The organism is Streptomyces sp. NPDC000229 (genome assembly GCF_040300825.1).
Lineage (GTDB): Bacteria > Actinomycetota > Actinomycetes > Streptomycetales > Streptomycetaceae > Streptomyces.
Window position 1 is genome coordinate 226963 of record NZ_JBEPEL010000002.1, and the last position, 7993, is coordinate 234955.

1 protein-coding gene is annotated in these 7993 nt (G+C 66.3%); it reads left to right on the plus strand.

The annotated features are described in order from the left end of the window. Positions 1 to 1203: 1203 nt before the first annotated feature. Positions 1204 to 7993: golvesin C-terminal-like domain-containing protein (locus ABT360_RS02585; protein WP_444852166.1), on the plus strand; the 6790-nt coding region annotated here is incomplete at its 3' end.

A 7993-nucleotide genomic window follows, 5' to 3' on the forward strand; every position in this document is an offset into this window, starting at 1 on the left:
CCGGCGCGAGCGACCGGAAAAATCGGGCGTATCGGCGCCCATTTCGGCCCCGAACTGTCCCGATTGTCCGAACGGTTGACTTACCTTCAGGTACCTGATTAGAAACCACGCCGCAGTATGCAAAGCCGGTCCGGAAACCTCCGGCCGGCTCGTTCCGTGTGCCCATTTCGCATGCGCCGAAATGGGCGCACCGTGAAAGGCATCGATGTGAAGATTCCGTACAGGAGATACGTCTCCTGTTTGGTGGCGGCGGCGGTGGCGGGCACGCTGCTCCCGCAGCTCGCCTACGCGGCTCCGCCAGGAGCGCCGGGCGATGGTGACGACAAGGGTGTTGTCGACACCATCGCGGGCTGGTTCTCGGACGACGAGGAGCAATCCGCGGCGGCCCCGCCCGAGGGCGGGAAGCTGGAGATACCCAGCCGCGAAAAGCTGCCCAAGGGCAAGGCGCTTCCCGCGCCGAAGCGGGTCAAGGAGCTGACCGACAAGCGCACCGCGCAGGCGCGCTTCTGGCAGCTCTCGGACGGACGGGTGCAGGCCGAGCTGTCGGCCGTGCCGACCTCGTACCGTTCCGGTTCGTCGTGGAAGTCGATCGACCCGGCGGTGAAGCCCACCGCCCAGGGCTTCGCCAACACCACCAACACCGGCCGCAGTTCGTTCGGTACGAGCCCTGGAAAGCTGCTGCGCTACGAGGCTCCCGACGGCCACTCGGTCACCCTGGGCCTCCAGGGCGCCAAGGCGGCGTTGAAGCCGGAGGCGAAGGGCTCCACGGTCACCTACAAGGACGCCGTGGCCGGGGCCGATCTCCAGTACGTGGTCGGCGCCGGGCAGGTCAAGGAAAACATCGTCCTGGCCGAGCGCCCCGCCGGGCCGGTGAAGTTCACCTTCACCCTGGACACCGAGGGCCTGACGCCCGAGGTGCGCAAGGACGGCTCCATCGCCCTGTACGGCGAGGCGCCGCAAACGCCCGTGATGGAGATCCCCGCGCCGTACATGACGGACGCGAAGAAGGACACGCTGTCGCCGACCGGTGGCACGTACAGCACCAAGGTCACCCAGAAGCTCGTCCGTGCCAAGGACGGCAAGGGCTGGACGCTCACCGTCACGCCGGACGCCTCGTGGCTGGCGTCGAAGGAGCGACAGTACCCGGTCGTCATCGACCCGACGATCACGGTGACGCCGAACGCGTCGCAGTCGCAGGACGCGATGGTGCTGTCGGACCAGGCGGGGGTGAACTTCAACACCACCTGGAAGCTGTCGGCCGGCAAGACGGACACCGGTATCGCCCGGTCGTTGATCAAGTTCCCGCTCGACGAGATCCCGTCGGGTACGAAGATCGACGCGGCTCGGCTGGAGATGTACTACGACCAGCCGCACACCACCAACGGCAACGCGGTCACGATCGGTGTCCACCGGGCGACCGGTGCCTGGGACGAGTCGACGGCGACCTGGTCCAACACCAGCACCCTGGTGGGTGAGCAGTCGGCGACCACGGTCCTGCTGGACGACGGGTCGGTGGGCACCGCGGCGGTCGGTGAGTGGCCGCGCGGCACCACGACGGGCGGGGCGGCCACGTACGACGACTACGCCTACAACAAGAACACCGCGACGGGCGAGTCCTACAGCTGGCAGCCGAAGGTCCCGGAGGCCGATTCCTACCGGGCCGAGGTGCACTTCCCCGCAGCTTCGGACGCGGCCACCGCAGCGCCGTACACCGTTCACTACAACGGTGGCAGCAAGAGCTACACGGTCAACCAGACCGGTAGCGGTGGTGTGTGGAAGGTTCTCGACACGGTCGAGTATCCCTGGGCGCAGGGCACGGCCGGCAAGATCGTGCTCGGTGACACCGGTTCGGCCACTACCCGTACCCTGGCCGACTCGGTCCGGCTGGTGAACCCGGCCGCCATCACCAAGCCGGCGGGCGTTTACAACCAGTGGCACAAGTTCCCCGTCACCGACACCGTCCAGCGGTGGGTGTCCGGAACCAACCCCAACCACGGCTTCGTCATCAAGGCGACCGATGAGGGAACGAACGGACCACTGGGCGGCCCGCGTTACGAGGCGGCCGACGGCAACGACTACGGCGGCGAGACCTCCACCTACCCGCGCCTGACGGTCACCTACGGCAAGGTGGGCGCGGCGCTGAACTCGCCGACCGTGGTGCACTCCACCGGTCCGGAGCTGTCGTGGGCCAAGTACAGCAACACCACCGGTGACACCGGCCTGGACATCGTCGAGTACCAGCTGCACCGCTCCACGCAGCAGGCGTTCACGCCGTCCGCCGCGACGCTGGTCGCCCCCATCCCGGCGAGCGCGACGACGTACACCGACACCACCGCCGTACCGACTCCCGACTCCAGCTCCGCCGAGATCGGCAAGTCGTACTACTACCAGCTGGCGGTCAAGACCAAGAGCGGCGAGCTGCTCGGCTCGCCGACCCGGGTCGTCGGCATCCCCAAGGCCGGCCGCACGATGAAGATCATCCAGGCGGGCCAGACGGACACCACCCTCTCCTCCGCCCAGCCGACGGCCAACCATGACTCGCTGATGTCCTTGGACAAGCCGCAGACGTGGCTGAGCGTGGGCAACAACTCCTCCACGTACGGCAAAACCCGCGCCGTGCTGAAGTTCCCCACCAGCGACATCCCCACCACCGCCACGGTGCTGGAGAACACGTTCTACATGTGGGGCGCGGAAACCTTCAGCGACTCCAACGGCGCCGTCTACGAGCTCCACGCGCTCACCCGTGACTTCACCGAGACGACGGCGACCTGGAACAACGCCAACGCGACCACCGCCTGGACCACACCCGGCGGCGACATGTCCGCCACTGTCGCCGACACCGTCCCGCAGATCACCGACGAAGTCGGCCGCCACTGGTGGGACGCCACCGGACTGATGAAGTCCTGGGTCAAGACCCCCGCCAACAACAAGGGCGTGGCCGTCAAACTCAAGGACGAGTCCACCACCGGCCCCCAGGAGCGCACCCTGTTCCTGTCGTCCGAGGCCTCCGATCCGCAGCTGCGCCCGTACATGCGGGTCATCTACGTCGACTCGACCACCGAGGACACGTACTACGCGCCGACGACCCCGGCCCGGATGACGCCGAACTCCACCTACACGGTGGACTTCACCGTCACCAACACCACCGCCACCGCGTGGGCGGCCGGTGAGCGGGAGCTGTCCTACACCTGGAAGCTCCCCGACGGCACGGACGTCACCACCGGGGGCAACCAGGCCAAGACCGCCATCCCGGCCCTGCTCCCGGGCAAGTCCGCCACGATCCAGGCCAAGGTCAACACGGCCATCAACTCCGACTCGGGCAACAAGCGCCGCGAGTACGTGCTGGGCTGGGACGTCCGCAAGGTCGCCGACGGCACCTGGCTGTCCGCCGGCACCGGCGGCATCCCGTCGCTGAAGCAGAACGTGGCGATCGAGGACCCGACCTCCAACCAGCTGGGCCTGGAGAAGTTCTACAGCTACACCGGCAAGAACACCGGCGCCGGGGCCACGGTCATGAACAACCTGGCCTCCGGCAACACCGTCTGGCAGTACAACGCCATCAACAACCCGGGCCGCGGGCTGAACACCTTCGCGCGCCTGGCGTACAACACCCTGGACACCTCCGACACGGTCCTCGGGCACGGCTGGTCGGCCCAGATCTCCGGACCCACCCGGCTGGGCGCTCCGCTGGAGTTCCACCCGAAGCCCAACCCGACGGAGATCCGGCTGCCGGACGGCGACGGTACGACGCACGTCTTCCGCAAGCAGGCCGACGGCAGCTGGCTGGCCCCGGCGGGCGTCCACTTCAAGGTCACGCCCAAGGCGAACCTGGACTGCCAGCCTGCGAAGGACCCGGTGCCGGACGCGTGGACGCTGACGCGCCCCGACGGGACGCGCTTCCTCTTCGGCTGCGACGGCTACATGACGTCGGCGATCGACAACGACGGCAACACGCAGACGTTCACCTACGAGGAGCGCAAGTCCAACAACAAGCCGACCAAGTTCCTGACGTACATCACGGACCCGGCCGGCCGTCAGTCGCTCACCCTGGAGTACTACAAGAAGGGCGACGCGTCGTACCAGTACATCAACGATGCGGGCGCCAAGGTCTCCGGCACCAACCTGACCAACTCCAAGATCTACGACCACGTGAAGTCCATGACGGACGTCTCGGGCCGGAAGATCACGTTCTACTACACCGACAAGGGCCTGCTCGGCCAGGTCGTCGACGGTGAGGCGTCCTCGCAGCCGAAGGTGTTCGCGTTCACCTACGACGCGACGCAGGGCAACAAGAACGTCAAGCTCGTCAAGGCGACCGACCCGCGCGGAAACGGCACCTCCCTGGCGTACTACTACCCCAAGGAGGGCGACGACCCGAAGTACCACTGGTGGACCCAGACGATCACCGACCGTCTCGGCGGCGCCACGAACTTCGCCTACAAGGCGAACACGGCCAACACCAAGTTCACCGACACCAAGGTCACCGACGCCGAGCTGCGCGCCACGGACCACGTCCTGGACGACTTCGGCCGGCCCGTGCAGATGACGAACGCCAAGGCGCAGACCAGCAAGCTGAGCTGGGACGCCGACAACAACGTCGTCTACATGGAAGAGGCCAACGGCGCCAAGACCGCGTACTGCTACGACGCGAAGACGGGCTACCCGCTGCGCCAGTGGGACGCCGAGGTCACCAAGTCCTGGACGCAGTTCAACCCCACGGACTACTGCAACCCGGCCTCCTACCCGGACAAGGCGACGAAGTTCGAGTACCAAACGCGGATTGACGGCTACTCCGCCGACCTGTGGCGCAAGACGAGCCCGCTGGGCAACACCTGGGAGTTCGGCTACGACCAGTTCGGCAACCAGACGTCCGTGACGGACCCGGAGGGCGTCGCCACGACGACCGCCGGTGACTACACGGCGACGACGGAGTACGACGGGTACGGCCAGCCCACCAAGCAGACCGACGCCAACGGGCACTCCACGTTCTACGCGGACTTCGGCCCGGCCGGCTACCCGAAGAAGATCACCGACGCGCTGAACAACGTCACGACCTTCGTCTACGACGAGCGCGGCAACACCACCGAGGTGATCAACGCCAAGGGTGCCAAGGTCACCCAGACGTACGACTACTTCGGCCGCCCGCTGGAGCAGAAGCAGCCGAAGGACCAGGCGGCGGGTGTCTTCATCACCACCCCGGCGCCGGTGTACGACGCCAACAACAACATGGTGAAGGTCTTCTCGCCGAACGGCGCCGAGTCCTCCTCCGTGTACGACGCGGCCGACCAGGTCACCGCCTCGCTCGCCCCGAAGGACCTCGACACCGACGACGAGCGGCGCACGACCACGACGTACGACAAGGTCGGCAACGTCAAGACGGTCACCGAGCCCAAGGGCAACCTGACGGCGACGGTGGGCGACTACACGACCACGTACACCTACGACGAGATCTACCAGCCGGTCTCGGTGGTCAACGCCAAGGGCGACAAGGTCTCCAGCCAGTACGACAACGTCGGCAACCTGGTCACCGTCGTCGACCCGAAGAAGAACGCCACGGCGGACACCACCGACTACACCACGAAGTACGTCTACGACCTGAACCACCGGGTGACGAAGACGATCGACGCGGCCGGCGCCTTCACGACGGTCAACTACGACCTCGACGGTCGCGTCGACAAGTCGACGGATGCCGAGGGCAACACGACCGAGATGGTCTTCGACCGGCGTGGCCTGACCAAGGAGGTGAAGGTCCCGTACTCCAAGGACGGCTCCGGGAACATCACCTACCGGACGACCAGGCTGGAGTACGACGAGGTCGGCAACAAGACGAAGGAGATCAGCCCGCGCGGCGTCGAGACGACGGACGACGCGACCGACTACACGTCCGAGACGATCTACGACGAGCTGAACCGGGTCAAGGAGCAGCTCCGCCCGTTCGACAAGGACGACACCCGCTACAACACCCCGGACAGGACACTCTTCTTCTACGACGCGGTCGGCCAGCTGGAGCGGGTCTCCGCGCCGCCGTCCCAGGGGCAGACGGTCCGCAACGACACCCACTACACCTACTACGACAACGGCTGGACGAAGTCCGCGAAGGACCCGTTCGACATCACCACGACGTACGACTACAACAACCTGGGCCAGCAGACGAAGAACACGCTGACCTCGGCCGGTGGCTCGTCGCAGCGGACGATGACGTGGGACTTCTACCCGTCCGGCAACCAGAAGGCCCGCTCCGACGACGGTATCCCCGTCGGCAGCCAGGTCGTGGTCGTCGACTCGTCCGACGTCCACAACACGGCCTCGCAGGGGACCTGGCCCACGTCCACGGTCACCGGCCAGTGGGGCTACGACACCCGCACCGCCCCCAAGGGCCTGGGCCTGTCGTCCTTCACGTGGCAGCTCACCATCCCGCAGAACGGTACGTATGAGGTCTTCGTCCGGCACGGTGACGTGACCGGCGCGGCGACCAACGCCCCGTTCCAGATCACCCACGCGTCCGGTTCGGTCACCAAGCCGGTCAACCAGACGCAGCGCAAGGGCGAGTGGGTCTCGCTGGGCTCGTACTCCTTCACGGAGTCCGGCACCCAGAAGATCACGCTCACGGACGCGGCCGACGGCACGGTGGTCGCCGACGGCGTGAAGCTCGTCCGCTCGAACGCGGGCGACGTCGACAACGAGAAGAAGGACTTCACCTACCGCTACGACGTCAACGGTCTGCTCACGGAGGTCAAGGACCTCTCACCGGGCGCGAAGGCCGACGCGTACACGATGACCTACGACGAGCTGAACCAGCTGTCGAAGGTCGAGGAGAAGCTGGGCAGCACGGTGAAGAACACCACCGCGCTGACGTACGACGCCAACGGCAACCCGGTCACGACCACGCACGATGTGACGTGGTCGAAGTCCGAGTACGACATCCGCGACATGATCAACAAGATCACGAACGCGGACTCGCCGACCGCGGGCAACCAGCAGATCACCACCTTCACCTACACCGACCGCGGCCAGCCGCTCAAGCAGGTCAAGCCGAACGGCAACACCGTCGACTACGCCTACTGGCTCAACGGCGCGGTCAAGTCGCAGGTGGAGAAGAAGAGCGGCGGCACGGTCGTCGCCTCGCACGACCTGGAGTACGACCCGAACGGGAACCGCTCCAAGGACACGGCGAAGGTGATGAACGCCGACAACGCGGCGGACTACCTGGACACCGTCTCGACGTTCGCCTACGACCCGCAGGACCGTATCGCCAAGGTCACCAAGACCGGCGACGCGGCGGGCACGGAGGAGTACGTCTACGACGGCAACTCCAACATCGTCGAGCAGACGACCGGCAGTGCGAAGACCCTGTCGACGTACGACCGCAACCGCCTGCTGAAGACGACGGCCGGTGGCGTCTCCGCCACCTACAACTACGACCCGCTGGGCCGCCTGGACACGGTGTCCTCCAACGGGTCCGTGCAGGAGAAGTACACGTACGACGGCTTCGACCGGATCGCCAAGTACACGGCCGGTACGGGTACGTCGGCGAAGTCGACCACGTACGTCTACGACGCCTTCGACCGCACCGCGTCCCAGACCACGTCCGGGACTACGGGTAAGACGACGCTCTTCACCTACCTGGGCATGGAGTCCAAGGTGCTGCGGGAGGAGGTCGCCGGCAAGGCGACCAAGTCCTACCAGTACTCGCCCTGGGGCCAGAAGCTCACCCAGATCAAGCACAACACCGACGCCACGAAGGAGTACTCGCAGTACCTCTACCACCCCAAGGGTGACATCGAGGCCATCACCAAGGACGACGGCAACACCCGTGCCACCTACGGCTACACGGCGTACGGCTCGGACGACGAGAAGCAGTTCACCGGCGCCGACAAGCCGGACGCCGCGAACCCCGACAAGGAGCAGTACAACAACTACCGCTACAACGCCCACCGCTACGACGACGGTTCCGGCACCTACGACCAGCAGTATCCGCAGGACCAGTACGACC